This window comes from Enterobacter sp. HK-058-C-ECC (assembly GCF_047531125.1).
GTDB lineage: Bacteria > Pseudomonadota > Gammaproteobacteria > Enterobacterales > Enterobacteriaceae > Enterobacter > Enterobacter quasiroggenkampii.
Genome location: NZ_JBLKCH010000017.1, coordinates 20,234 through 41,547, shown reverse-complemented (window position 1 = coordinate 41,547; position 21,314 = coordinate 20,234). Strand labels below are relative to the sequence as shown.

At 55.5% G+C, this 21,314-nt stretch carries 30 protein-coding genes; 29 read left to right on the top strand and 1 reads right to left on the bottom strand.

The features are described 5' to 3' along the window. The first annotated feature begins 38 nt into the window (after window positions 1-38). From psiB to ACMWJS_RS21185, 10 genes are all read left to right on the top strand, one after another. Complete coding sequence (gene psiB / locus ACMWJS_RS21230; protein WP_032637363.1) at window positions 39-470, top strand: conjugation system SOS inhibitor PsiB; 432 nt, start codon at window positions 39-41, stop codon at window positions 468-470. Then, on the top strand, window positions 467-1,195 hold the full coding sequence (locus ACMWJS_RS21225; protein ID WP_414747530.1) for a plasmid SOS inhibition protein A: 729 nt from the start codon (window positions 467-469) through the stop codon (window positions 1,193-1,195). Before psiB ends, ACMWJS_RS21225 begins: the two co-directional genes overlap by 4 nt. Next, entirely contained in the window at window positions 1,192-1,515 is a 324-nt protein-coding gene (locus tag ACMWJS_RS21220; protein WP_057069613.1) for a hypothetical protein, read from the top strand. Before ACMWJS_RS21225 ends, ACMWJS_RS21220 begins: the two co-directional genes overlap by 4 nt. Window positions 1,516-1,576: 61 nt before the next feature. Further along, complete coding sequence (locus ACMWJS_RS21215; protein ID WP_040218564.1) at window positions 1,577-1,951, top strand: hypothetical protein; 375 nt, start codon at window positions 1,577-1,579, stop codon at window positions 1,949-1,951. 645 nt (window positions 1,952-2,596) lie between these two features. Continuing rightward, complete coding sequence (locus tag ACMWJS_RS21210; RefSeq protein ID WP_165723305.1) at window positions 2,597-2,971, top strand: hypothetical protein; 375 nt, start codon at window positions 2,597-2,599, stop codon at window positions 2,969-2,971. 53 nt (window positions 2,972-3,024) lie between these two features. Beyond that, the gene (locus tag ACMWJS_RS21205; RefSeq protein WP_414747529.1) at window positions 3,025-3,318 is read left to right on the top strand and encodes a hypothetical protein; all 294 of its coding nucleotides are present in this window, start codon (window positions 3,025-3,027) and stop codon (window positions 3,316-3,318) included. Between the two features lie 46 nt (window positions 3,319-3,364). Then, the gene (locus ACMWJS_RS21200; protein WP_125885552.1) at window positions 3,365-3,709 is read left to right on the top strand and encodes a hypothetical protein; all 345 of its coding nucleotides are present in this window, start codon (window positions 3,365-3,367) and stop codon (window positions 3,707-3,709) included. Between the two features lie 139 nt (window positions 3,710-3,848). Further along, window positions 3,849-4,061: a hypothetical protein gene (locus ACMWJS_RS21195; RefSeq protein WP_032648903.1), complete on the top strand. Its 213-nt coding sequence runs from the start codon at window positions 3,849-3,851 to the stop codon at window positions 4,059-4,061. A gap of 156 nt (window positions 4,062-4,217) precedes the next feature. Next, window positions 4,218-4,934, top strand: coding sequence for an N-6 DNA methylase (locus ACMWJS_RS21190; RefSeq protein WP_414747536.1), 717 nt, complete (start codon window positions 4,218-4,220; stop codon window positions 4,932-4,934). Between the two features lie 626 nt (window positions 4,935-5,560). Then, the gene (locus tag ACMWJS_RS21185; protein WP_414747528.1) at window positions 5,561-6,091 is read left to right on the top strand and encodes an antirestriction protein; all 531 of its coding nucleotides are present in this window, start codon (window positions 5,561-5,563) and stop codon (window positions 6,089-6,091) included. A gap of 46 nt (window positions 6,092-6,137) precedes the next feature. On the opposite strand, the gene ACMWJS_RS21180 is transcribed toward ACMWJS_RS21185, so the two are convergent. Next, the gene (locus ACMWJS_RS21180) at window positions 6,138-6,614 is read right to left on the bottom strand and encodes a transglycosylase SLT domain-containing protein (protein WP_414747527.1); all 477 of its coding nucleotides are present in this window, start codon (window positions 6,612-6,614) and stop codon (window positions 6,138-6,140) included. Window positions 6,615-7,045: 431 nt separating this feature from the next. On the opposite strand from ACMWJS_RS21180, the gene traM reads away from it, so the two are divergent. The 19 genes from traM (at window position 7,046) to traN (ending at window position 21,311) form a co-directional block, all read left to right on the top strand. After that, on the top strand, window positions 7,046-7,438 hold the full coding sequence (gene traM / locus ACMWJS_RS21175; protein ID WP_008324167.1) for a conjugal transfer relaxosome DNA-binding protein TraM: 393 nt from the start codon (window positions 7,046-7,048) through the stop codon (window positions 7,436-7,438). A gap of 188 nt (window positions 7,439-7,626) precedes the next feature. After that, window positions 7,627-8,349 carry a PAS fold family protein gene (locus ACMWJS_RS21170; protein WP_414747526.1) on the top strand — a complete coding sequence of 241 codons (723 nt, stop codon included), beginning with the start codon at window positions 7,627-7,629 and terminating at the stop codon, window positions 8,347-8,349. Window positions 8,350-8,402: 53 nt separating this feature from the next. After that, window positions 8,403-8,627: a TraY domain-containing protein gene (locus ACMWJS_RS21165; RefSeq protein ID WP_008324165.1), complete on the top strand. Its 225-nt coding sequence runs from the start codon at window positions 8,403-8,405 to the stop codon at window positions 8,625-8,627. Window positions 8,628-8,684: 57 nt separating this feature from the next. Continuing rightward, window positions 8,685-9,035, top strand: coding sequence for a type IV conjugative transfer system pilin TraA (gene traA, locus ACMWJS_RS21160; RefSeq protein ID WP_058610053.1), 351 nt, complete (start codon window positions 8,685-8,687; stop codon window positions 9,033-9,035). A gap of 150 nt (window positions 9,036-9,185) precedes the next feature. After that, on the top strand, window positions 9,186-9,491 hold the full coding sequence (gene traL / locus ACMWJS_RS21155) for a type IV conjugative transfer system protein TraL (protein WP_045911931.1): 306 nt from the start codon (window positions 9,186-9,188) through the stop codon (window positions 9,489-9,491). A gap of 14 nt (window positions 9,492-9,505) precedes the next feature. Continuing rightward, window positions 9,506-10,072: a type IV conjugative transfer system protein TraE gene (gene traE / locus ACMWJS_RS21150; protein ID WP_016247535.1), complete on the top strand. Its 567-nt coding sequence runs from the start codon at window positions 9,506-9,508 to the stop codon at window positions 10,070-10,072. Beyond that, window positions 10,059-10,802 (top strand): type-F conjugative transfer system secretin TraK, encoded by a 744-nt coding sequence (gene traK, locus ACMWJS_RS21145; protein WP_202762246.1) that lies wholly within the window; start codon window positions 10,059-10,061, stop codon window positions 10,800-10,802. The genes traE and traK overlap by 14 nt, the downstream gene beginning before the upstream one ends. Continuing rightward, entirely contained in the window at window positions 10,789-12,183 is a 1,395-nt protein-coding gene (traB, locus tag ACMWJS_RS21140; protein ID WP_414747525.1) for an F-type conjugal transfer pilus assembly protein TraB, read from the top strand. The genes traK and traB overlap by 14 nt, the downstream gene beginning before the upstream one ends. A gap of 21 nt (window positions 12,184-12,204) precedes the next feature. Further along, window positions 12,205-12,744, top strand: a complete 540-nt coding sequence (gene traV / locus ACMWJS_RS21135) for a type IV conjugative transfer system lipoprotein TraV (RefSeq protein ID WP_414747524.1) — start codon at window positions 12,205-12,207, stop codon at window positions 12,742-12,744. 119 nt (window positions 12,745-12,863) lie between these two features. After that, entirely contained in the window at window positions 12,864-13,088 is a 225-nt protein-coding gene (locus tag ACMWJS_RS21130; RefSeq protein ID WP_016674195.1) for a TraR/DksA C4-type zinc finger protein, read from the top strand. A 3-nt stretch (window positions 13,089-13,091) separates the two neighbouring features. After that, window positions 13,092-13,277 (top strand): hypothetical protein, encoded by a 186-nt coding sequence (locus tag ACMWJS_RS21125; RefSeq protein ID WP_016674194.1) that lies wholly within the window; start codon window positions 13,092-13,094, stop codon window positions 13,275-13,277. After that, window positions 13,261-13,665 carry a hypothetical protein gene (locus ACMWJS_RS21120; RefSeq protein ID WP_284963586.1) on the top strand — a complete coding sequence of 135 codons (405 nt, stop codon included), beginning with the start codon at window positions 13,261-13,263 and terminating at the stop codon, window positions 13,663-13,665. Before ACMWJS_RS21125 ends, ACMWJS_RS21120 begins: the two co-directional genes overlap by 17 nt. Beyond that, window positions 13,655-14,221 carry a conjugal transfer pilus-stabilizing protein TraP gene (gene traP, locus ACMWJS_RS21115; RefSeq protein WP_011201812.1) on the top strand — a complete coding sequence of 189 codons (567 nt, stop codon included), beginning with the start codon at window positions 13,655-13,657 and terminating at the stop codon, window positions 14,219-14,221. The genes ACMWJS_RS21120 and traP overlap by 11 nt, the downstream gene beginning before the upstream one ends. Then, window positions 14,214-16,844: a type IV secretion system protein TraC gene (traC, locus tag ACMWJS_RS21110; protein ID WP_414747523.1), complete on the top strand. Its 2,631-nt coding sequence runs from the start codon at window positions 14,214-14,216 to the stop codon at window positions 16,842-16,844. The genes traP and traC overlap by 8 nt, the downstream gene beginning before the upstream one ends. Further along, the gene (trbI, locus tag ACMWJS_RS21105; protein WP_011201813.1) at window positions 16,841-17,188 is read left to right on the top strand and encodes a type-F conjugative transfer system protein TrbI; all 348 of its coding nucleotides are present in this window, start codon (window positions 16,841-16,843) and stop codon (window positions 17,186-17,188) included. Before traC ends, trbI begins: the two co-directional genes overlap by 4 nt. After that, window positions 17,188-17,835: a type-F conjugative transfer system protein TraW gene (traW, locus tag ACMWJS_RS21100; RefSeq protein WP_414747522.1), complete on the top strand. Its 648-nt coding sequence runs from the start codon at window positions 17,188-17,190 to the stop codon at window positions 17,833-17,835. Before trbI ends, traW begins: the two co-directional genes overlap by 1 nt. Window positions 17,836-17,837: 2 nt before the next feature. After that, window positions 17,838-18,824, top strand: a complete 987-nt coding sequence (gene traU, locus ACMWJS_RS21095) for a conjugal transfer pilus assembly protein TraU (protein ID WP_032637387.1) — start codon at window positions 17,838-17,840, stop codon at window positions 18,822-18,824. A 16-nt stretch (window positions 18,825-18,840) separates the two neighbouring features. Beyond that, window positions 18,841-19,470: a type-F conjugative transfer system pilin assembly protein TrbC gene (gene trbC, locus ACMWJS_RS21090; RefSeq protein ID WP_414747521.1), complete on the top strand. Its 630-nt coding sequence runs from the start codon at window positions 18,841-18,843 to the stop codon at window positions 19,468-19,470. Then, the gene (gene traN, locus ACMWJS_RS21085) at window positions 19,467-21,311 is read left to right on the top strand and encodes a type-F conjugative transfer system mating-pair stabilization protein TraN (RefSeq protein ID WP_414747520.1); all 1,845 of its coding nucleotides are present in this window, start codon (window positions 19,467-19,469) and stop codon (window positions 21,309-21,311) included. The genes trbC and traN overlap by 4 nt, the downstream gene beginning before the upstream one ends. The last annotated feature ends 3 nt before the right edge of the window (window positions 21,312-21,314 follow it).

The window sequence follows — 21,314 nt, the reverse complement described above, 5'->3', positions numbered from 1 at the left end:
GGAGAGCCGCCCTGCGGGGCGGCAATAAGGAGATACCCATGCGCACTATTCTGACCCCCGATGTACTGAAAACGATGTCCTGTGATGAGTTTGAGGACTGGCGGGACAGCGGCGAAGACTTCCGCCGCGAACTGACCCACGCCGTCATGCGTGACCTGTCCTGCCCTGAAAACTGGGATGTGAACGGCGAGTACCGCAGCGAGTTCGGCGGCTTCTTCCCCGTGCAGGTGCGCTTTACGCCCCCGCACGGCAACTACCATATTGCCGTGTGCAGTCCGGGTGCCATCAGTCCGGCGTGGATGGTGGTGTTTGTGCCCGCCAGCGGTCGTCCGTTCTCCGTCATTCGTACCCTGAACAGCTACCAGCCGGAGCTTGTCAGCCACACCGTCAGCCTGACGGCGCGTCTTGATGCGGACGGATACAGTCAGGCCAGCATCATCAGTATCCTGGCAGCGGAGGGCGCGGCATGATACCTGCAAACCTGTCACTGGTTCCCTTCAGCCCTGAGCGACGCGCCGCGATGGAGGCCATCGCGGAAGTTGAGAGCAGGCGGTCGCGCGGCGCGGTGTCCACGGCGTATCCGTATGCCAGCGCCTTTTTCCGGCGGCTCATGGGCAGCACGCGCATCTCACTCAGGGAAATCCATCATTTTGCGCCGGTGCTGACGGCGCGGGAGCTGCGAGGCAGCAGGGACAGCTGGCTCAGTGCCATCGATGCCCTGATTGAAAGTCGCGGGACGCGTTGCTGGCTTCCACTTCCTGTCGGTGCCGGACAGCGCCTCTTTCCGGAGGTGGCCTTTCAGCAGACCGAGCGGGTTCGCTGTCAGGACGCCCTGCGGGATGAAAAATACACCCGCCAGCGGCACAAAGAACGGTGTCAGCGTGAGCGGGCGTACCAGGCGCTGGCGGGGCAGGCGGAGATTGAGCTGGCATTCCATACGCCGGAAACGGTCAGCAGCTGGAGCGCGCGCTGGTCGGGGACTGAGCTGCGCCAGTACGACCTGGAGGAGATGTTCTGGCGCTGGAGCGAGCGTTTCCCGTCACTGGAGCCAATGGAGCGCTGGACGATGGAGAGTCAGCCTTTCTGGACGGTGATGGCCGAAACGGATGCGCTGGCAAGGGAAAGCACTGAGTCTGTCAGGCAGCTGGAGCGCTGGATGGTACCCAACAAGCTGACAATGCGGAGCCGGGTATGAAGTGGCGTTACTCGCTGCGCTGGAAGCGTCCCGGTCCCTGTCCCGGTGAACCTGAACTGGCGTCAGAAGTGGTGGAGGCGGGGAAACCCGCCCCTGAGTCCGTGATGTCACTGTGGGTGGCAGGAGCCGGATATGCCGTCTGCGTGGATTTTCTGTGTGACAGACAGATCAGGCGCTGGACCGACGAGCGTAAGGCGGCCACCCGCCGACGGAATCTGGCGCGTCGTGTTAACAGGATCGCGCCCCTGTTTGCTGATGAGCTGATTGAGCGGGAACTGACGGCACGGCCTGAATATTTTCGGGGAAAGTCGCCTCACTGAGTCTGATATCATATCTTGCCAGAATACGGTCGGCAGGGTGCTTAAAAGGGATAGTTTAGAGATGAGATACTGGATACTGGTCGCGCTGTTAAATGGCCTGTTTACGCTGGTCATACATTACGCGGCGCCGGAGATGTTCGGAAGTACGGCGTACTATGCCGGGGTGGCAATCTGTGCCCTGATTGCGCTGGTTATCACCTGGCGCGATCCGCCTGGTATGCTGGACAACGTGCTCGTGTTTCTCTTTAAGTGGGGAATTGTGGCTTCTGGACTGGCGTTTTCTGTCTGGGGCATCGGATACAAGCTGGAATTCTGGGGGGAACATAACCCCGATGAAGTTTTCAGCAGTGCATTCGACACCATCTTGCCGAATCTGGCGGTGCTGTGCGGTGTTCTGCTTCTGGTCAGTGGCTGGGTGTTCTGGCGGCGAAGGTAACAAAGAATACGCCAGCGTGAGGGCAGGAAAGTAAAAAGAGCGGTTATGCCTGCGGTATAGCGGCTCTTTTTTATGCCCCTTACGCTTTGTAATACCCTGCTGTGAATCTCCTCTGAAGAACGGACGCTGCGAATTATGGTGGCAGTTGTCTGTATCATCTTTTCAAATTTGCCTGTCGTCGGACGCGGTCACTGGCCATGACTGCGGGCGACTTCCCTGACGGAAACCGGGGCTGTCGTAAACGGAGCCGGTAAACCGTCTCCGCCCTGACGGGCTTCCATCCCACTGTCGCAACGTCAACACCTGCTCGCAGTGACCGTTCCGGTCACGCCGCTTTCACCATGCCGGCGATAAAGCCGCCGGCACTCAGGTGACGCCACGTCGTTCCGCCGTGTCGGGTGTGTTCATCCTCTTCTCATACCTCTGGTGAGCCATCTCGCGTCCGTTCCCGGGCGGAGGGCTGGTCGTAGCACCGTCGCGTCGTCATCCGAAGGGTGAAATGAACTCCGCCAAAAGTTTTTGCGAAGGACCGCAAAAAGTTTTGTCTCCGCCCTTCTCCTGCCGCCTCGCCGTTGCTCCTTTGCCCTTTGCCGCCAGGGAACTCACCGAGAGATGGATTAACCACCAGATAAGAGGAAAAGCAGGATGAACACACAGAACGTCAACGTCAAAACCGCCACCAAAGAATCTTCCGAAAGATGGGTGAAAACCTCGTCCCTGCGTACTGATGGCTTTGTGCGCAATATCCATTCTCGTAACCCGTTCGATGTTATTCGCGCGGACGTGGTGCTGGCCCGTATGGAAATACAGGCTAACCGGGGATGTGGCCTGCACTACGAGATTTACGAGTCCCGCCTGTTGGGAATGGCCATGCGTTATCTCGTCGAACTGCCGCTTAAAGATCGTCCGGTTTTCATCGGTGCGGCGTCGAAGCGGGGTTACACGCTGACGCTGGCGGAAGAAGACCGTGCACATGGTGAGTGTGCCGGACTGATGAACGAACTGGCGGCGGATTACTGATTACTTAATCGGCTGGTAGCAGGGGATGCCACCAGTCACAACGGAGAAACATCATGAGCATCAGCAACGGTAACACGAACAGCACATCCAGCTTCGACGCATGGGAGAAAAACGCGCTCAGAGAGCTTGATACCCTGCAAACCCTCGTCAGTAAAGCCCTGATGAAGTACCAGAACAATACGGACAAAACGGCGCTGGGCGAGTCTGCAAACCGCTATATGGGCGAACTCAGAACCGCTGTAACGCGCATCCTGAAAGCCACGCCAGCCATTCAGCAAAAAGTAGATGACATTGCCGACATGCTGCATCTGATGGCGCATTTTTCCGGCATCACGTTCGACGAATAACCACCACGGCGAAACATCAACGCCATTAACCAGAAGGAGATAAACCATGCACTTAAATCTGACCGAATCCAGTGCCGAAGCAGGTATCTACGCGACCAGTGAGGCCGAACGCGCGTACTGGCTGAGCCGCGAAAAGTCATACCTGACCGCGCCCGTCGAAATCGACGTGCACGCCTTCCATGATGCGCTGGGGCTGATGTATCCGATGAACTGGCGCAGCAGTCAGAACGGCGAGTGTGAAACCTTCATGCTGGCGGAAATGGTCTGCGGCAACGTCACCGAAATCTACGCACGGATCGGTATCCGTTATTACCGGATGCGTGACTACAGCAACCTTGACCACGCGGAGATTCTGGCACGCGTTAAGGAGGTTGAGCAGCGCCAGAAATGAAAAAGGCAGACTTTCGTCTGCCATATCCCGCCGGATTTATTCGCCTAGGAACGATGAATCCGGCCTCAACCAAAAGGAAATATCTATGAATCATTTCGGTAGAGCGTCAATTGTTACACCGACCGCCCTGTATGTCCATATGCTTGAGGCGGAAAACGCGCCCGTAAAAAAACAGGTGCGTATTAAACGCAGTGATATCGACCGTGACGAAATCAGCGCCGAAATGCGGGCGCTGGGTCGTCACATTGCGCACTGCCGGAAGAAGGGGCGCTCCGTTCGTATTCCTGCCATGCGAGTGAGCGAGTGGGGGCAGGTGTTACGCACGCTCGAACTGAAGCGGGCATTTAACTGATAACTGAGCCGCTCCTTACGGGGCGGCATTTAAGGAGGAACGATGTCTCAACTCAGTTTTGCCAGCTTCTTTGACCAGGCGAGAGAAGCCGCACCCTTAACACCCGTTAAACCCGTATTGCCCACCGTGAATGCGCAGCCGATACCGCACCGGATGATGACAATCGACCAGGCACGCCGCCAGTTTATCAGCGTGTTCATGGATACCGCCCGCAGCCTGCGCCGCTGGGAGGTGTTCAGCGACTTTATCACGCTGGCGGCCAGCGAGCTGGATATGGCGCGGATAAGAACGCCGGAGAACATTGATCGCAGCCGTGAAATCTGCGCGAAGTACAGTGCGAGCGATATCAGCAACCTGCATACGCTTTTCTGCCTGATGGTCTGCGCGCTGGAGGCCAAATTCCACGACTTCCTCGGCGCGATCTTCATGGAGCTTGAGCTTGGTGACGACCGTAACGGACAGTATTTCACGCCGTATCACGTCCAGTCACTGCTGGCGAGGCTGCTGATGCCGGACGTTGACGAAACGATACGCCGTGAGGGATTCGTTACCGTCAGCGATCCGGCAAGCGGTGCGGCGGGAATGATTGTGGCGTATGCGGAATATCTGCTGGAGGCGGGCTATAACCCGTCTGAACATATGTTCGGGAGCTGCATCGATATCGATCCTGTTGCGGCCGATATGGCGTTTATTCAGCTTTCCCTGCTGGGTATTCCTGCCGAGGTGGTCACGGGTAATACGCTCACAATGCAGCTTAACAGGGTTCGCTATACGCCCGTTTACTATATCAACAACTTTGACAAACGCCTGGAAGACCAGCGCCGGGTGAGTGCGATGCGCGAATTTTTGCGCGGCATGAATAAAGCCGCATAGCCAGCCTGAAGGGCAGGGGAATAGCCTGCCTTTCGTGGAATCTAAGGCCGCGCGCCTGCGGCGCAGAATAAGCAGGCTGCGCTGACGCGCTGCCTGCGTTATTCCGGCGCGAGGTTGTCTGAGGTTCCTGTCTTTTGGTCAGCTGATTACTATTCTTCATTTTCCTGCTGGCGATGGTCTTTATTATTCTGCCGCTGATATGGATATTATCCTTTCTTTTCCGGGCGTCGTCCCTGAAGGGACACGGCTGTCGTGAACGGAGCCGGTAAACCGTCTCCGCCCTTCGGGCGTCCATCCTGACGCAAATTCAAATTCACGCTTGCTGCATCCAGAATGGATGCACCGCTTTCACCGTGGCGGTAATAAATTACCTCCACTCTGAAGCCCGTAACGATAATTCGTCTTACGCCGATTTTCCGTTACGGGATGTGTGTATTCTCCTGGCGTGACTATCGTCCGATTTCATCAGTTCGCGGAGGGCTGCTTTTAGCATCAGACAGAAAAGAAATAAAGGGGTATATAAACGCTGCGCGCCCCTTTATTTCTTTTCTGTCAGCTGCTCATTGCCCTTCGCCGCTCAGTGATGAAGTCGAACGATGTAATAATCCAATGAGGAGAAAACCAGAATGCACACATTAAACGTCAAAAACGCCACTCGTGAATCAGCCGAACAATTTAAAATCGATGAACGCCAGCGCTACTCTGTTACAGATGGTGATGAACGTCTGGATTTTATTCCTGCGCTCTTTTTTACGCCTTCTGCTGATAACATGATTGCCAGCTGGTTACGTCAGCATTCAGATTATGATGGCGGTTTCTGGAATTACTGGATTATTCCGCAGGGCACCGGAGGAAACGTGGCTCCGAACTGTGTCAGATTCACCACGACGCAAACCGGATATATCGCACCGGAAGGTGAACAGCGCTATAACATGGTTATTCCCGGTAATTACTTTGAAGCAGCGGTCAGTGCCGATGCTGCCGGAATTATTGCGACCCTGATGATCATGAACTGGTTGTCCTGGCAGGTTGCAGATATGGGGCCTGAATATTCGAAAGTCTGTAAACACCTCGTCGCACGTCAGGATGCACTGAAAGACTACATCAGTATCATAAAACACCCTGAAGCAGATTTAATTTATCGGGCTATTGATTGACGGCATAAATACTGGATGAATAAAAAGACCTCCTGTTGAGGTCTTTTTACTGTTTTGCAAAAGTCTGCGCTGCATTTTTATTATTCTTTATCGCCCGATATGTTACCTCAATTTTTCTGGCATAGACATATCTTCTCTGCGCCTGTTCTTCTGTTTTCCTGAAACCTGCATTATAAGCGCCCACGGCCTGCCAGCTGACTCCCCACTTTTTGAATGCAATTGCAAGATAGTAAGCCCCGGTGTAGATATTCATACACGGATCGGAAATAAGATGCTCCGGTTTTATTCCATAACGAGCCAGTTCGTTAAAGTGCTGGGAGTCCACCTGCATAAGTCCGGAGCCAAAGCCCGAAACAGGATTGTGGCCTTTAACGTCTGTGCGGAAGTTCGATTCATTCCAGGAGATTGCCCGAAGCAGATCTGGATCTATATGATAATCCCTTCCTGCCAGATCAAAACAATCAGCAGCGTTCAACATTCCAGAAAAAGCCAACGTTAAAAACGTAAGAGCAATCCGTTTCATTTCTTCCCTCCGGGCACCATGCCGGAAATACGTTAACCCATCCCATGCCCAGACTCAACTAATATGCACTCCTCACCACCAAAAGCACCACACCCCACGCAAAATTAAAATTTTGCTGATTGGCTCTTTAAATCATGCAGTTAGAGAAAAAGTAATGTGAAATAATTTATTTTAATGTGTGTAAACGACTCGGTAGTGAGTTCTATTCGACTCGGTAAAAACTCTACTCAGAGTCATTTGTGACTATTTTTAATAAATCCATTGAGTTACTACTACGGCGAGTCTATATTCGAGTCGTGAGTTTTTACAGTGTGTGTCGGCATGCAAGTCGTCTGTTTTCTGGCAGAGAGTCTGTGCCGAGTCGTGTATTTTTAGCTTTTCAAAATATTCTGTTGTACAGAAGTTTTGGAAATATAAATAAGGAGAATATTATGGCCAGAGTTCAGGTCTATGTAAGCGATGAAGTGTCAGAGAAAATAAGAGTAATCGCGGAAAAACGTCGCGCTGAAGGAGCGAGAGATAAAGATGTAAGTTTTTCGAGCATTGCATCAATGCTGGTCGAACTTGGTCTTCGGGTCTATGAAGCGCAGATGGAAAGAAAAGAGTCTTCATTTAATCAGGCGCTCTATAATAAAACTATCCTTGAAAATGTAATGAAAACTCAATTTATTGTCAGCAAGCTGCTGGCGATGGAGTCGCTGAGTCCACATCTTGCTGGAAATGAAAAATTTGATTTCAGGGATATGGTTACGTGTATACGTGAAGATGTGCAACAGATTGTTGAAAAATTCTTCCCACAGGAGGAAGAGTCTCAAGATAATTAGCTGAAAATGTTTGATAAATAGGATTTAGATCTGCTGTTTTTGAGTGACTTTGTCGTCAGTAATTGATATATTTTATGCAGACATAAGTAAAATTTGATGCCCGCCATTCAATTTGGTGGGTCGCCGGTACACCGGGCTACTACCCCGAGTGTACCGACTATACACAGAAACCTTCAGAGGAGGCTTCAATGCACCCGCGCGATCCTAGAGATCTCTCCCAATCAAGTCAATCATTAGATGATGTTCTAAGTCATTTTAATGGCCTTTATAATTCCTCATCACTACCTTTTTGTATTCGCGATCAATCCAGAAAAGTAATTTATAAAAATGATGCTTTTTCCGACCTCTTTCATCCACTTTCGAAATCATTTTCAGGTATAAGCTTCGATTCTGACGAGGTTGAACTCGAACTATCATCTATTGAATTAGAGGCATTTGTTATGGGACCTGAAACAGCACTATGTCGTACCTTTAACTTTAACGGTGAGTTTTATCAATTGAGAGTCGAAATACGTTTAATTGATGGGGATCTTTATGCTATATGGCTTATAAATTATTTTCCAGATTACCAGGCATTATTCAAGGTAAACACTAAGGTACTGAATGACAGCTTTGATGTGGACATTTTTCTTTCTGAAATGACAACGAAAAAAATGATTACTTTATGTTTTTCTGTTCTCGGATTTCAGCTTCATACTATGTCGAGGTGCCTTGGAGTTTCTGAATCTGCGATTACTAATAGGCTTGCTAGTGTTAAAAAAGAAATTAGAAAGCATTTCCCTGATTATGATGACTTCAGATTCTTTTGTCTGAAGAATGGTGTTTATATAAGAATGACGTCAGTAGTACTCAAGGTGCTTAATGTTAAATCTTTGTTAATAAAACAGTGTAGAAAACTCGGTATTGAATAAATTGTATTTCACGTGTCACTATCCTGACGCAGGAATATGTTGAGAGGGAAAACATGATTAGACGTCACAGGCTTCGTGGCCCAACGGTAACTATGTCGATCTACCTTGACCCACAAACCGATCTTCTTATTTTGAAGGCGAAGGACAGAAGTGGTCGTTCTAAATCAGCTGAAGCGCTGATTCGGTTACGTGACCACCTGGAAAAATTCCCTGATTTCTATAACTCTGAAATGGCGGAGGTGATCCCAAACAATCTTGAACCCAAGTCACAAAACTAGTTTTTTAGGATTTTTATTTCAACAAATCTATCCGGTGTAATTAAAGGATTAATGAATATGACTGATGTGTCTGTTATTAACGCTGTACCCGCGACCCCTGCAAAGAAAAAATTCAGCAAAGTCGCGTTACTCAAAGCGCTGAAGTTTGCCCTGCCTGTCGCAGCCCTTGCTGCGTTTTTCCCTGAAACGGTTCTGGCCTCGACTGCGGGTAAAGATCTGATGTCCAGCGGCGATGCAACCGTTAAAGGTACATTTGGTAAAGATTCCAGCGTGGTTAAGTGGGTTATTCTTGCCGAAGTCCTGGTAGGGGCCGTGATGTATATGACGACCAAGAACCTCAAGTTCCTGGCGGGCTTTGCGATCCTGTCCGTATTCGTCACGGTAGGTATGTCTGTCGCAGGATACTGATATCCAGCGACAGCCGTTCAGAGCCACTTCCGACTATTAAATTCCGGTTTAATTCTGAATGCCCTTCACGAGCATTCACGGGAGGGCTTTGCCTGTAATCCGGCTGGCAGGTATTTCCATACTGCCAGCTGTACCGGAGACGGAACATATATGGCAGATGAATCTCTCAAAAAATATCGCTTTCCCGAAACCCTGACGAATCAGAGCCGCTGGTTTGGCCTTCCTGTGGATGAACTTATTCCGGCCATTATCTGCCTGGGGTGGGGATTCTGGACCCAGCATTATATTCCCGGAATTATCGCTGCCGTACTGGCCTATCTCGGAATTAAAAAGCTTAAGAAAGGGCGGGGCAGTTCATGGCTGCGGGACCTGGTCTACTGGTATATGCCGACCTCACTGCTGAGGGGGATTTTTCATGATGTACCCGACTCATGCTACCGCCAGTGGATTAAATAGACAGGAATAATCAGATGGAACACGGAGCACGATTAAGTACACAGCGGGTTATTGCCATCGGCTTTATTGCCATGGGGGTGGTGATTCTGGGAAGCATCACCACCAATGTTATTCAGGCCGTCAACAACTACCGCCTTCAGAATGAGCAGAAGTCTATCGTCACGCCAATGCTTTTCAACGCGCCGTTTGCCGTGTCGCAGAACCAGGCAGATGCCTCCTATCTGCAACAGATGGCCCTGTCGCTTATCGCCCTTCGCCTCAATGTCACCCCGGAAACCGTTGATGCCTCTCATGAGCAGCTGCTGTCCTATGTCAAACCCGCAGCGCAGAACGAGCTGAAAATCCGGCTTGCTGAGGATGCGAAGCGCATTAAGGACAACAACGTTAACTCGTCTTTTTATATGACCAGCGTGAAGGTTTACCCGGCAAGCAGCCGCGTGGACGTGCGGGGCCAGCTGAAGACCTGGATAGGCGACTCGAAACCGTATCCCGAGCTGAAACAGTACGTTCTCAAGTTCGAGCGCGAGGACGGCATCAGCTGGCTCAGTCACTTCGGAGAAATCACCGATGAACAAAAATAGTCGCCGTGCGCTGCTGGCGTTGCTGATGCTCGCGTCCGGTCAGACGGTCGCCGCACCCGCTGCGCTTTCCGCCACGATTGTTCCGCTGACGAACGGCGGGCAGGCCAGCATCGCGGTCAGCAACACCGACCCGAACCTTTTTACGGTCGCAGGTGACCGCGTGACGGCCCTGACCAGCCTCGACGGTGAGCTGACGCGGCAGGAGCAGACGGCAAGCGGCGGTGTGATTGTCAGTACCCTCAACAAAAAGCCCTTCACGTTCATTCTGGAAACAGAACGCGGCCTCAACTTCTCGGTACAGGCCGTGCCGCGAGCGGGCGCGGGGCGAACCATCCAGCTGGTCAGCGAGCTGTCCGGCACGGGCGAAGCGGCGCGCACCTGGGAAGAGTCTTCCCCCTACGAGGCCACGCTGGTTTCCCTGAGCCAGCATCTGCTGGGCGGGCAGCTTCCGTCCGGCTGGCAGGCTATCCCCGTTACGCATGAAGCCCTCAACGCGCCCGCCGGACTTTCTGCAGTCCCCGAGCGCGTCTGGGTGGGTAATCACCTTAAGGTGGTGCGCTATCGCGTCACCAACAATACCGGGATGGCCCGCAACATCGCGGAAAGCGACTTCTGGCAGAGCGGTATTCGCGGCGTGCTGTTTGGTGAAGCCTCGCGTCAGCTGATGGCGGGCGGCGCCCTGCAGGTCTTCGTTATCAGCAGCGGAGGTGCGGCTGATGGCCAGCATTAATTCAGTGGTGAAGCGCAAGCAGTTTATCTGGCTGGGTATCGTGCTGGCGACCGTGGGCGTGGTGGGCGGCGGCGGCTGGTATCTGGCGGATGCACGCTACGAGGGCAGCAGCGATGCGGCAGCCGCCGGCGAGCCTGCGCCCGATATGACCGGCGTGGTGGACAGCACCTTTGATCAGAAGGTGCAGCAGCATGCCACGACCGAGATGCAGGCTACGGCCTCCGAGATGCAGAAGCAGTATGCCGAAATGCGCCGCGAGCTTGAGCTGCTCAGCAAGGGGCAGGCAGGCTATCAACACCAGATTGACAAACTCAGTCAGGATAATGCGGCGCTTTCCGCTCAGGTCAGCGCGCTGGGGGCGAAACCCGTCACCGCATCGGGCGAGCCTGCCCCGCAGCCGCCAGTGCCTGCGCCGGGGCCTGAAGGTGAGCCGCAGCCGACCGGTTTCCCGCCGCAGACGGGGGCCGTCCCGCCGCCGACCGCGTTCTATCCGGGTAACGGCGTCACGCCGCCGGCGCAGGTACAGTACCAGCCCATTCCCGTACCCAACCAGCTGCGCCGGCAGTCTTTTGCCCGCAGCGACGAGAGCAAAGGTCCGTCCCTGCCGTACATCCCATCGGGCAGCTTCGCCAAATCGATGCTGATTGAGGGGGCTGATGCCAACGCCTCCGTAACCGGTAACGAGTCCACGGTGCCGATGCAGCTGCGCATTACGGGCAGGGTGGAAATGCCCAACAGCAAAAGCTACGACCTGACCGGCTGCTTCATTGGGCTTGAGGCCTGGGGCGACGTGTCCAGCGAACGCGCCATCGTACGCACCCGCAACATCAGCTGCCTGAAGCACGGCGTCACCATCGACCAGCCCATTGCCGGACACGTGAGCTTCCGGGGTAAAAACGGCATCAAGGGCGAAGTGGTGATGCGAAACGGCAAAATCCTCGGCTGGGCATGGGGTGCGGGTTTTGTTGACGGCATCGGTCAGGGGGTGCAGACCGCGTCCCAGCCTTCGGTCGGACTCGGCGCCACGGCATCCCTCGGCGCGGGTGACGTGATGAAGATGGGGATTGGCGGAGGCGCCTCCAAAGCCGCCCAGACCCTCAGCGACTACTACATCAAACGCGCAGAGCAGTACCACCCCGTCATTCCTATTGGGGCGGGTAACGAAGTGACCGTTGTCTTTCAGGACGGTTTTCAGCTGAAAACCATTGAAGAGCTGGCGCACGAGAATGACAGAAGCAAAGCGGAGGGCAGCGACCGCAGTCCGGTTCCGCCGCCGTCAGTCCCGCAGGGCGGCATGAACGGGTTCAGTACCGACCAGATGCTCAACCAGCTGGGCAGGCTTAACCAGAACCAGTTTATGCCGAAGGCCGACTCACAATAACCCCACGTAAAGGAACCGCAAATGAACAAGACAGTGCCTGTTGCGCTCACGCTGGCCAGTCTCCTGACGCTGTCGGGATGTGCCGGTACAACGAGCGATTTTGAGTGTAACGCGACGACATCTGATACCTGCATGACCATAGAGCAGGCCAATGAGAAAGCCAAACGACTGGAGGAGGCCAGCACGGTAAAGCCGGGTGCGACATCGCTGCCACGCCTGGCTGAGGGTAATTTCCGGACCCGGTCCGTGCAGCCCCTGACGCTGACGGCTGAACCGGTGCATGCCGTCGCATCCAGAAATACACCGCTGACGGGCGCGCCGACTCTCCCCCGCCCGCAGCCGCACTCGGCCTCACGGGCGCCGCTCTCCACGGTCACGCCGGTTACTGTGCCGCCGCCAGGGCGCGAGTCCATCGTGGACCCGAGGCCGCTTCGCGTCGGTGAAAAGACGGCCGGGCTGTGGATCGCGCCCTATATCGATACGCAGGACGTTTATCACCAGCCGACGCGGGTGTTTTTTGTTGTGAAACCCTCAGCGTGGGGAACCCCGCGCGTTAACTGAATCCTGAACCGCCACCGCGTGTGGCGCCCATTTTAACAATCCGTCGTTATCACGCGTGCCCTGAAACGTGAAAAGGGATGGGCGGTAGCGTGTCCGGACAGTGTGAGCAGGGAGCGTTGATGGCAGACGAACTCGATCTCCTGCAGGAGCAGGACGAATTGCTGAACCAGCTTCATATACAGGCCGCGAGGCAGCGGTCCTGCCTGGAGGGCAAAAGCCGTAAACGGTGCGAATGCTGTGGCAATCGCATCCCCCTCAGGCGGCAGCAGGCCATCCCGGGCGTACGTACCTGCACGGAATGTCAGCGGGTTCTGGAAATACGACAAAAACAGTATCTGAGGTGACCGATGGGAAGAAGAAAAACCAATGTGATGGTCGTGGGGAAAACCGGTAGCGGTAAGACAGCCATCAGCGTTGATGTTATGCGGACCTTTTTATCAGAACGACAACTCCGCGACTGGCGTGAATTGCGCAAAGACATTCAGAACGATGGCAAAAAACCAGGAGACGAACATCATGACAACCAGGGATAACGGTGGTCCGGGGAAAACCCGTCACCTTAACGATATTACGGCCTGCTGCGAGGCGCAGGGGATGCGTGTCATCTGTGTTAATGCCGCAGAGCGCGACTTCTGGCTTTCAGCGTCTCAGCAGAGCGCTCCCGCCCTCGACGGGAAGGCTGGGATTTCTCAACACATAATGCAACGGCAGCGTGGGCACTGTCTGTTCCTGGGTAAAGCAGGCTCAGGCATGAGCGTAACAAAACAGCAGATGACCCGGGTTTTCCTGGCGAAGTCTGACGTCAGCCGGATTAAAGCGCTGTACAGCGGAGAGGACGGGGAGAGGCTGGCGGAGGCTATCAGACACAACTGCAGCGTCTGGTTTCCGCTGAATCCCGGAGGTAACGGGAATGATGCTTAAGCTTCTGTCCGTCCTGCTGTATTGCCTTAGATGGCTTGCCTGGGCTTTTCACTATCTGATTATCTGGCCTGCCGCCACGCTGATGCTGCTGGTTGCCATGCTTTTGTGGATGGAGAACACCACGCCCGGAGAGGCGATGGCGCAGGAAATTATAGCCGTCACGCATAACGTCAGCAGTGGCGAGTTTCGTATTGCGGCCTGCCGCGATGAACCTTTAGACCCCTTTATACCTCCAGCCCCGCAGGGCAAGTCCTCCGGCCTCACGCTGCATGATGCTCCCTCAGCTGTCTGCCATAACCGGGGCAGCGTCGTCACCGATGCTAAAGGATATGCCGGTCATGTTGACGGAGCGCTGAGTGCGTTTAAGTTGCTGTGGATTGTGATGGCCATTGTGTTTTCAGGGGCGGCGCTGCTTATGGGATGCCGTCCGTATTTCTGCCTGTATGGTCAGATGCGCTCAGCACGTTTTCGCTACGGTATCCCTGCCAGCCGCCCGGCCCCTGCGACGGAAACGGTAAAAACGGCCGACAATAAAAAGGAGGATAACCGTGAGTAATCCACTGGATACCGTCACCCGCACGGTCAACTCGCTGCTGACGGCGCTGAAGATGCCTGATGCGTCCTCTGAGGCGAACGATGTCCTCGGGCAGATGCGCTTCCCGCAGTTCAGCCGTGTGCTGCCGTACCGCGACTACGATGCGGAAACCGGCCTCTTCATGAACGAGAAGACGATGGGCTTTATGCTGGAGGCGCAGCCCATCAACGGCGCCAACGAAACTATCGTGTCGTCACTGGAAAACCTGATGCGCACCAAGCTGCCCCGTGAGGTGCCGGTGGCCGTTCACCTGGTGTCCAGCCATCTGGTGGGTCAGGATATCGAGTATGGCCTGCGCGAGCTCTCCTGGACGGGGGAAAAGGCCGATACGTTCAACGCCATCACCCGCGCCTACTATCTCAGGGCCGCAGAAGAAGGGTTCCCGCTGCCCGATCACCTCAACCTGCCGCTAACCCTGCGTAACTACCGGGTGTACATCTCCTGCTGCGTCCCCCGCAAGCGCGGAAGTAAGGCCAGCGTGATGGAGATGGAAAACCAGGTCAAAATCATCCGCGCCTCACTGCAGGGGGCGCAGATAGCCACCCGCAGCGTGGACGCGGATGCCTTTATCCGCATTACGGGCGAAATGATTAACCATAACCCGGATGCGCTGTATCCCACCGAACGGGAACTGGACCCGCTCAAGGATCTGAACTACCAGTGCGTGGACGATACCTTTGATCTGAAGGTGAAGGCCGACTACATGACGCTGGGGCTGCGCGGTAACGGTCGCAACAGCACCGCGCGCATCATGAACTTTCAGCTGACCAAAAATCCGGAGCTGGCCTTCCTCTGGAATATGGCCGACAACTATAGCAACCTTCTCAACCCGGAACTGTCCGTTTCGTGCCCGTTTATCCTGACGCTCGTCCTCAGCGTGGAAGACCAGGTAAAGGCGCAGAACGAGGCCAACCTGAAGTTCATGGATCTTGAGAAGAAGTCCAAGACCAGCTACGCCAAGTTCTTCCCGGGCGTGGCGCAGGAGGCAAAAGAGTGGGGCGATCTGCGCCAGCGCCTGTCGTCCGGGCAGTCCTCGCTGGTGAGCTATTTTCTGAACGTGACCCTCTTCTGCCGCGATGACCAGGAAACTGCGCTGAAGGTCGAGCAGGACGTGCTGAACAGCTTTCGCAAAAATGGCTTCGAGCTGATTTCCCCGCGCTTTAACCATATGCGCAATTTTCTCGTGAATCTGCCGTTTATGGCGGGCGGCGGCCTCTTTAAGCAGCTGCGCGAGTCCGGCGTGCTGCAGCGCGCCGAAAGCTTTAATGTCGCCAATCTGATGCCAGTGGTGGCGGACAGTCCGCTGGCCACTTCCGGCCTGCTGGCGCCGACCTACCGCAACCAGCTGGCGTTTATCGACCTGTTCAGCCGCGGCATGGGTAACACCAACTTCAATATGGCGGTCTGTGGCACCTCCGGCGCGGGGAAAACCGGGCTTATCCAGCCCCTGATACGCAGCGTCATCGACTCCGGCGGCTTCGCCGTGGTGTTCGACATGGGCGACGGCTACAAGTCCCTGTGCGAGAACATGGGCGGTGTCTACCTCGACGGCGAGACGCTGAAGTTTAACCCGTTCGCTAACGTCACCGACGATACCATCGATGAGATGGCCGAACGCCTGCGGGACCAGCTGTCCGTGATGGCCAGCCCCAACGGCAACCTGGACGAGGTGCACGAAGGTCTGCTGCTCAAGGCGGTGAAGGCCACCTGGCTTACGAAGAAAAACCAGGCGCGCATTGACGACGTGGTGGACTACCTGATGATGGCCCGCGACAGCGAGGAGTACAGCGGATCACCGACCATCCGCAGCCGCCTCGATGAGATGGTGGTGCTGCTGACCCAGTACACCCGCAACGGGGTGTACGGCAGCTACTTCAACTCCGACGAACCGTCCCTGAAGGACGAAGCCCGGATGGTGGTGCTTGAGCTCGGCGGACTGGAGGACAGGCCGTCCCTCCTGGTGGCGGTGATGTTCTCACTCATTCTCTACATTGAGAACCGCATGTACCGCACGCCGCGCAGCCTGAAGAAGCTCAACGTGATAGACGAAGGCTGGCGCCTGCTGGACTTCAAGAACAACAAGGTCGGGGCGTTTATCGAGAAGGGCTACCGTACCGCCCGCCGCCATACAGGTTCGTACATCACCATTACGCAGAACATCGTCGATTTTGACTCGGAAACGGCCTCCAGCGCCGCCCGCGCGGCATGGGGTAACTCGTCCTACAAAATTATCCTCAAGCAGTCCGCCAAAGAGTTCGCCAAGTACAACCAGCTGTACCCGGACCAGTATTCGCAGCTGCAGCGCGACATGATTAAGGGTTTTGGCAGCGCGAAGGACAACTGGTTCAGCAGCTTTATGCTGTCGGTTGAGCACCTGACGTCCTGGCACCGCCTGTTCGTCGATCCGCTCAGCCGGGCGATGTACTCCTCGGACGGTCCGGACTTTGAGTTTCTGCAGCAGCGACGCCGGGAGGGGCTGAGTATTCACGAAGCCGTCTGGGAGCTGGCGTGGAAAAAATCCGGGCCGGAAATGGCCGCGCTGGAGCGCTGGCTTCACGAGCATGAAGGGAAGACCATCTCATGAAAAAACACGTACTCATTAACGCCGCGCTGATTGCCGGCACGCTGGCTGCGAGCGCAGGCGTCAGCTGGCTGGTCTGCCAGCTTAACCGTCCTGTGGTTGTGGCCTTCAACATGAAATCCACGGTGGATGCCTTCTTTGACAGCGCCGGTCGCCGTTCGCTGGACGAGGCGCAGACAAAAGCACTCTCAGACCGCTTTAACGCGTCACTGGAGGCCAGCCTCCGGGACTGGCAGATCCGCCATCGTGCCCTCATCCTTGTCGCACCTGCCGTGGTGCAGGGGGCGCCGGATATCACGCGTGAAATCCAGACTGACGTGGCCCGCCGGATGAAGGAGGGGGCGTGATGCGCGCCTTTGCCCTGGGCCTGACGCTGCTGACCGGCAGCGTGACGGCCGCTGACCTCGGGACGTGGGGCGATCTCTGGCCGGTGGCGGAGCCGGATATGCTGACCGTTATCGAAAGCCGGCTGCAGACGCTGGCGCAGTCCGGCGAGATGGACAAAAAGATGGCGGAGTTTAAGGCGCGCGTGGTGCGCAACAGCCAGCGCCCGCCTGCCGTTGAGGGAATAACCCGCGCGGTGCGCTACGAGCGGCGCTGGTTTGATCCGAGCGTGCGGGTGGACAAGGCGCTTGCCGACGACAAGGGCAACGTGTTTGCTCAGGCGGGGCAGGTCTTTAATCCGCTTGATGTGGTGCCGTTTAACGAAACGCTGCTGTTTATCAACGGCGACGATGCGGATCAGCTCGCGTGGGTACAGCGACAGAAGCCTGACACCCTGATCACCCGCATCATTCTGGTGCAGGGCAATATTCCGCAGACGTCGGAGAAGCTCGACAGCCGCATTTTCTTCGACCAGAACGGGGTGCTGACCACCCGGTTCGGCATAAGCCAGGTACCGGCACGGGTAACGGCGGCACCCAGCGGAAAGCGCCTGCAGGTGGAAATCATTCCGCCCGATATGGCGCAGCATGACGCAGGAGGTGTCCGGTGAAAATGCTGACCGTCTCTCTGTTCGGACTGCTTCTGTGGGGTAACAGCCACATGGCGGCGGCGGACGCCGCCTGCGAAGGGCGCTTCGTCAATCCGATCACCGATATCTGCTGGCGCTGCATGTTTCCCCTGTCGCTCGGCAGCACAAAAGTCACGGGCGGGGATTTACCGGACACGTCCAATCCAGGTAGCCCTATACAGTTTTGTCCCATGCCACCCCCGGTATTTCAGCGCGTCGGCCTGGCAATAGGGTACTGGGAGCCGATGGCTATGACCGATGTGGCGCGTTCTCCGGGCTGCATGGTGAACCTCGGCGGATTCACTGTTAATCTCGGGAAAATGGGGATGGGCACCGCCAAAAAAGATGACAAACAGGTCAATGGCGCGTTCTACCACGTGCACTGGTACAAATATCCGCTGACGTACTGGCTCAACATCATCACCTCTCTCGGGTGTTTGCAGGGCGGCGATCTGGATATCGGATACCTGTCTGAAATTGACCCAACATGGGGGGACAGCGCCCTGACCTCCATTCTGAATCCGGAGGCGGTCATTTTTGCCAACCCCATCGCGCAGGGCGCATGTGCGGCCGACGCGATAGCCAGTGCGGTAAATAAGCCTCTCGACCCGCTGTTCTGGTGCGCTGGCTCGCAGGGCTCGATGTACCCTTTCAACGGCTGGGTGAGCAATGAGTCCAGCCCCCTGCAGTCTTCCGTTCTGGTCAGCGAGCGTATGGCGTTCAAGCTGCACCGACAGGGTCAGATACTGGAGAGCGTGGGGGCGGACCGCGCGGTCTGCTTCGAATACCCGTCTCCCATTATCCCGAAAGAGCGCTGGCGCTATCAGATGGTGAACATGTTCCCGGATGCGGCGCAGTGCCATCCTTTCGGCCGCACCGTCATGCGCTGGGAAACGGGGCGTAACCCGCCGAACACGAAGAAAAACTACGGCTATCTGCTCTGGCGCAAGCGCAACTGCGTCTTCCTCTGAGAAAAAGGAAACTTCCATGAAAACTCTGTCCGGTCTGACGGCGGCGCTGCTGCTGTCAGCATACTGTTACACTGCGCTGGCGTCAGGAGCTGATGAGGCGAACCGCGAGTTTATTCGTCAGCAGGAATCTTTCAGCCAGCAGCTGAGGGGGCAGGATAACGCGCCGTTGCGCCAGATGCTGGAGCAGCAGGTGCGCCAGAACCCTCTTTCAGCAGACGACGCCCATTTTATCGGGGAGCTGAAACAGCGCCAGCGCGAGGACCATCAGGATAAACCGACGCACGGCGCCCTGTATTTCGTCTCCTTTGCCATCCCGCAGGCGGGGCTTAAGCGCATGCTGACCGAGGCGCGCCGCTACGACATTCCCGCCACCCTGCGGGGCATGGTCAACAACGACATGAAAACAACGGCAACCGCCGTGATGGCGCTTGTTCAGGACGGCTCAGCCAGCGGCGTCGCCATCGACCCGACCCGCTTTCGTGAGTACGGGATCACCAGCGTGCCGTCCCTGGTGGTGTACTGCGAGGCGGGCCACGATGTGATTCGCGGCAATCTTCATCTGAAGCAAGCGCTGGAAAAGGTGGTGGAGAAGGGCGAGTGCAGGGATGAGGCGCAAGAGCTGCTTAATAAAGGAGAGGCCCGATGAAAAGAGCAATACTGATGCCGGTGCTGGCCATTGCCACCACGATGGCGGGCGTGAATGCATTTGCCGATGCTGACGCGCAGTACAGGGCGGGGGCTGATTTTGCCCGTCAGGTACAGGGGCAGGGGGAGAGCAGCCTGAAAAACTTTAACCCCTCAGCGTCTATCCCCAACTATACCGCCTCACCCGGTGAGAAGAAGTACTATGGCGGCGTGACGGCGACCGGTGATGGTGCGCTGAAAGCGGACGGTACCACGGGCTGGACTACTAATGAGGCTACAAAGGCCGTCACCGACTCGTTTGTTAACAACCCGAAGGAGCCCATTTCACCCGACGCGCCGTTTATTAAGGCCAGCCAGGATGTCCAGTCCCGCGCCGATACCATCATCGGCAAAACGGGGCAGACGCAGTGCGAAGCGCAGAACATCAGCCGCAGCGAGTTCACCAACTATACCTGCGAGCGCGACCTGCTGGTTGAGCAGGCCTGTACCAGGACAGCCAGTATCACAGGTGACTGGAAGGAAACCACTGAGACTAAAACCTACACCATCACTTCATTTAATTTTAGTCGATCCGGCAAGCAAATCGTCTTCAGTTTTATCTCTCCTGAGGCGGGTATGGTGAACAGTGCCAGCCTGAATGTCACCACACAAAATTATCTCTGGAATTCCCGCGCTAATTTTATGAATACCATATTCAATCTTGGCTGGAATGCCACTATTGGCCTCACAGGAGCAACGGGATTGACTCTGACTAAAGGTCAAACCGTACAGGGTAGTAGCTGCAGCGGAAACGGCAGTTGTACGGGGACAGTCGACAATATTATTTATAACGATATGGCCAGCGGAAAAACGCGTTTTACTCTGACTCTGATCATGCAGGTTAAAAGCCGGGTCTGGATACCCAGAGTGGAATGGGGTGAATCCTGTCCGTTTAGCAAAAGCGAAGGTACGCTCAAGAAAACAGAGTGTATTGAACCGGGCAGTACTAAGACTGTCGTGGTTGAGGGCAAGCCCTACCAGGTTACCCAGGCATGCTGGAAGTACAAAGACACCTATATGACCCAGGCTGCTGACAATGGCACCTGCAAAACCTATATGAACAATCCGGCCTGTACGCTTGCCTCACGCACCTGCGCCTTCACTGCAGAAGACGGCAGCGGCTGCCTGCATGAATACGCGACGTATTCCTGTGAAACGCGTACTTCCGGCCAGGTGATGATATGTGGCGGCGATACCTTCTGTCTCGATGGTGACTGTGAGCGGGCGCAGAACGGTAAAAACAACGATTTTGCACCTGTCGTTTCGGCACTCGCCGCGCTAGCCGCTGCGGGCAAGGACGTGGCCGCCATTAACAGCGTTAACGTGCGCGCCTTTACCGGCAGCGCGAAGTTCTGCAAGAAGTTTGCGGCAGGATTCAGCAACTGCTGTAAAGACGGCGGCTGGGGCCAGGACGTCGGGCTTGCCAGGTGCAGCAGCGAGGAGAAAGCGCTGGGCAAGGCCAAAGAGAATAAGCTCACGGTCAGTATCGGTGAGTTCTGTTCAAAAAAAGTGCTCGGCGTCTGTCTGGAGAAGAAGCGCAGCTACTGTCAGTTTGACTCTAAGCTGGCTCAGATAGTGCAGCAGCAGGGACGTAACGGTCAGCTTCACGTCGGCTTTGGCAAGGCCAGCAGCCCGGACTGTCGCGGCATTACCCAGACCGAGCTGCAGCAAATTAATTTTGAAGCGCTCGACTTCTCGAACTTTTTCGACGATCTGCAAAAGAACAAGAAAATCCCGGATAACGACACCCTGACGAAGCGCGTCCGAGAGGAAATCGCCGCGCAGCTGAAGAACAAACAGTAAGCC

Coding starts and splice junctions, on each gene's coding strand:
- traU (WP_032637387.1), top strand. CDS start 17,838: ATGCTGACCGTCTCTCTGTTCGGACTGCTTCTGTGGGGTAACAGCCAC.
- traV (WP_414747524.1), top strand. CDS start 12,205: ATGAACAAGACAGTGCCTGTTGCGCTCACGCTGGCCAGTCTCCTGACG.
- ACMWJS_RS21170 (WP_414747526.1), top strand. CDS start 7,627: ATGCACCCGCGCGATCCTAGAGATCTCTCCCAATCAAGTCAATCATTA.
- traP (WP_011201812.1), top strand. CDS start 13,655: ATGATGCTTAAGCTTCTGTCCGTCCTGCTGTATTGCCTTAGATGGCTT.
- ACMWJS_RS21225 (WP_414747530.1), top strand. CDS start 467: ATGATACCTGCAAACCTGTCACTGGTTCCCTTCAGCCCTGAGCGACGC.
- ACMWJS_RS21125 (WP_016674194.1), top strand. CDS start 13,092: ATGGGAAGAAGAAAAACCAATGTGATGGTCGTGGGGAAAACCGGTAGC.
- ACMWJS_RS21130 (WP_016674195.1), top strand. CDS start 12,864: ATGGCAGACGAACTCGATCTCCTGCAGGAGCAGGACGAATTGCTGAAC.
- traL (WP_045911931.1), top strand. CDS start 9,186: ATGGCAGATGAATCTCTCAAAAAATATCGCTTTCCCGAAACCCTGACG.
- ACMWJS_RS21205 (WP_414747529.1), top strand. CDS start 3,025: ATGAGCATCAGCAACGGTAACACGAACAGCACATCCAGCTTCGACGCA.
- ACMWJS_RS21215 (WP_040218564.1), top strand. CDS start 1,577: ATGAGATACTGGATACTGGTCGCGCTGTTAAATGGCCTGTTTACGCTG.
- ACMWJS_RS21220 (WP_057069613.1), top strand. CDS start 1,192: ATGAAGTGGCGTTACTCGCTGCGCTGGAAGCGTCCCGGTCCCTGTCCC.
- ACMWJS_RS21210 (WP_165723305.1), top strand. CDS start 2,597: ATGAACACACAGAACGTCAACGTCAAAACCGCCACCAAAGAATCTTCC.
- ACMWJS_RS21190 (WP_414747536.1), top strand. CDS start 4,218: ATGACAATCGACCAGGCACGCCGCCAGTTTATCAGCGTGTTCATGGAT.
- traN (WP_414747520.1), top strand. CDS start 19,467: ATGAAAAGAGCAATACTGATGCCGGTGCTGGCCATTGCCACCACGATG.
- ACMWJS_RS21165 (WP_008324165.1), top strand. CDS start 8,403: ATGATTAGACGTCACAGGCTTCGTGGCCCAACGGTAACTATGTCGATC.
- trbI (WP_011201813.1), top strand. CDS start 16,841: ATGAAAAAACACGTACTCATTAACGCCGCGCTGATTGCCGGCACGCTG.
- traB (WP_414747525.1), top strand. CDS start 10,789: ATGGCCAGCATTAATTCAGTGGTGAAGCGCAAGCAGTTTATCTGGCTG.
- ACMWJS_RS21200 (WP_125885552.1), top strand. CDS start 3,365: ATGCACTTAAATCTGACCGAATCCAGTGCCGAAGCAGGTATCTACGCG.
- traE (WP_016247535.1), top strand. CDS start 9,506: ATGGAACACGGAGCACGATTAAGTACACAGCGGGTTATTGCCATCGGC.
- ACMWJS_RS21185 (WP_414747528.1), top strand. CDS start 5,561: ATGCACACATTAAACGTCAAAAACGCCACTCGTGAATCAGCCGAACAA.
- traM (WP_008324167.1), top strand. CDS start 7,046: ATGGCCAGAGTTCAGGTCTATGTAAGCGATGAAGTGTCAGAGAAAATA.
- psiB (WP_032637363.1), top strand. CDS start 39: ATGCGCACTATTCTGACCCCCGATGTACTGAAAACGATGTCCTGTGAT.
- trbC (WP_414747521.1), top strand. CDS start 18,841: ATGAAAACTCTGTCCGGTCTGACGGCGGCGCTGCTGCTGTCAGCATAC.
- ACMWJS_RS21180 (WP_414747527.1), bottom strand. CDS start 6,614: ATGAAACGGATTGCTCTTACGTTTTTAACGTTGGCTTTTTCTGGAATG.
- traW (WP_414747522.1), top strand. CDS start 17,188: ATGCGCGCCTTTGCCCTGGGCCTGACGCTGCTGACCGGCAGCGTGACG.
- ACMWJS_RS21195 (WP_032648903.1), top strand. CDS start 3,849: ATGCTTGAGGCGGAAAACGCGCCCGTAAAAAAACAGGTGCGTATTAAA.
- ACMWJS_RS21120 (WP_284963586.1), top strand. CDS start 13,261: ATGACAACCAGGGATAACGGTGGTCCGGGGAAAACCCGTCACCTTAAC.
- traK (WP_202762246.1), top strand. CDS start 10,059: ATGAACAAAAATAGTCGCCGTGCGCTGCTGGCGTTGCTGATGCTCGCG.
- traA (WP_058610053.1), top strand. CDS start 8,685: ATGACTGATGTGTCTGTTATTAACGCTGTACCCGCGACCCCTGCAAAG.